General features: G+C 75.7%; 2 protein-coding genes. Both read left to right on the forward strand.

The window, feature by feature from the left end; translation table 11 throughout:
• Nucleotides 1-1,155, forward strand: a 1,155-nt coding sequence (locus tag C1J01_RS47710) for a cytochrome P450 (RefSeq protein WP_146616031.1), incomplete at its 5' end; no start/stop codon positions are given.
• Between the two features lie 148 nt (nt 1,156-1,303).
• On the forward strand, nt 1,304-2,192 hold an 889-nt coding region (locus C1J01_RS47715), incomplete at its 3' end, for a serine/threonine-protein kinase (protein ID WP_146616032.1).

Genomic DNA, 2,192 nt, shown 5'->3' on the forward strand with positions numbered 1-2,192 from the left:
GGCGTGCCTAGGGGGCTGCCCAGGGCCACCGTGGTGGAGAGCCTGCGGCTGGCCGGGCTGCTGCTGCCGCGGGGGCACCTGGCCGGCGGTCACGACCCGCTGCGCTCACGTGCGCTGCTGGCCGACCTGGAGGCCCGCTACGGCGGCCGTCCCGTGCTGGTGCGCGGCCTGCGCGGCCCGGCCCTGCTGGTGTTGTCCAAGCGCGACGCCGTCCGCGTGCTGTGCGGCCGGGAGACCGCCTTCCTGCCGCACGTGGACGAGCGGCCGTTCTCGCTGCCGACCGACGTGCTGCGCCCGGCGTTCATCCGGATCGCCGAGCAGGAGGCCGCCGGGCTGACCCGCGGGCTGCTCGACCACGCGCGGGTCGACGCCGCCTGGCAGCGGGTGGCCAGGCGCTGCGTCTACGGCGACGGCGCGGCCGACGACGTCGAGCTCACCCGGCTGCTGGAGGGCGTCATGCGGGCCGGGCGGCGCAGGGCGACCGGGCGGCGGGCGCAGCGCCGCAGGGAGATCCTGTCGGGCCGCTACGACGCCCGCATCATCGACCACCTCCGCCGGGCCGAGCCGGGCAGCCTCGCCGGGCTCATCGCCGAGACGCCGCAGCCGGAGTCGCGCGGGCTGATGCAGGCGGCGTTCTGGCTGATGGGGCTGAGCTGCGCCGCGGCCGGGCTGACGCAGACGCTGGCGCTGCTCGCCGCGCACCCGGCCCACCGCAGGGCGGCCCGCGCCGACTCCGGCCATCTGCGCGCCTGCCTGCGCGAGGGGCTGCGCCTGTGGCCGCCGCTGCCGGCGCTGTCGCGGGTCACCGTCACCGCCACCGACTGGTACGGCACCGCCCTGCCCGCCGGCACCGCCGTGGTCGTGCCGCTCGCCGCCCACACGCGCAGCCCGCGCCTGCCGTACGCCGACACGTTCTCCCCCGAGGTCTGGCTGGACGGCACCGCGGCGGAGGAGTGGTGGGCGCTGCCCGACTGCGACGGCGTGCGGCTGACCCTCGCGGTCGGCACGGCGTTCCTGGCCGCCATGCTGAAGCAGGCCCGGCCCGTGCCGGCCGGGCGGCTGCTGTCGGCCCACCGGCCGCTGCCACGGGCGATCGACGTCTCGCGGCTGCGGGTCCGGATGCGCCCGCCCCGGCGGGATCCGGCTCCTCGCTAGTGTCCAACGGACAGTGCCGACCTCCGTTAGAGTCTGGGGTACAAAACGGGATGCCGGGCGGCGGAACGGTTCGGGTTCTCACGGGACGAACCGGCGGGAGGAACGGTTCGGGTTGAGACGGCATGACGACGGCGAGAGGACGGCGACGTTGGGGCGCTCCGCAGGCACTCCGCTGCAGCCGGAGGATCCGCCGGCGATCGGCCCGTACGAGCTGGTCAGCCGTCTCGGCTCCGGTGGCATGGGGGTCGTCTACCTCGCCAAGGCGCCCGACGGGTCCCGGGTGGCGCTCAAGGCGATCCGGCGTGACTTCACCGCCGACCCCGTCTACCGCGCCCGTTTCCACGAAGAGGTGTCCAACGCCCGCAAGGTGGCCTCGTTCTGCACGGCGCGGGTGCTCGACCACGGCGAGGACCGCGGCGTCCTCTACCTCGTCACCGAGTACATCGACGGCATCTCGCTGGAAGACCACCTGATCGAGCACGGCGCGCTGTCGCCGTCGGTGCTGCACTCCGCCGCCGTGGGCGTGGCGGCGGCGCTGACCGCGATCCACGCGGCCGGGCTGGTGCATCGCGACCTCAAGCCGGCCAACGTGATGCTGACGCTGGCCGGGCCGCGGGTGATCGACTTCGGCCTGGCCCGCTCCACCCACGTCGACCAGCGGCACACCAACGCCGGCATGGTGATGGGCACGCCCGGCTGGATCGCTCCCGAGCAGGTCTTCGAGGGGCGCACGAGCCCGGCGGGCGACGTGTTCGCGTGGGGGTCGCTGATCGCGTACGCGGGGCTGGGCGGGCATCCGTTCGGCGAGGGTGACGCGTACGTGATGGCGGCCAGGGCCCGGCATGCGCCGCCCGACCTGCGGGGGCTGCCGGCGCCGCTCGACCGGCTGGTCGCGGCGGCCATCCACCCCGACCCGGCGCGGCGGCCCGCGGCGCGGCAGCTGCTGCTGGAGCTGGTCGGCGCGGCCGACGAACCCGCGGCGCAACTGGCCGCCACCAAGCACTTGACCAACGCGTGGAACCCGTCCGAGTTCGGCC

Origin of the sequence: Nonomuraea aridisoli (assembly GCF_003236395.1) — a bacterium.
Lineage (GTDB): Bacteria > Actinomycetota > Actinomycetes > Streptosporangiales > Streptosporangiaceae > Nonomuraea > Nonomuraea aridisoli.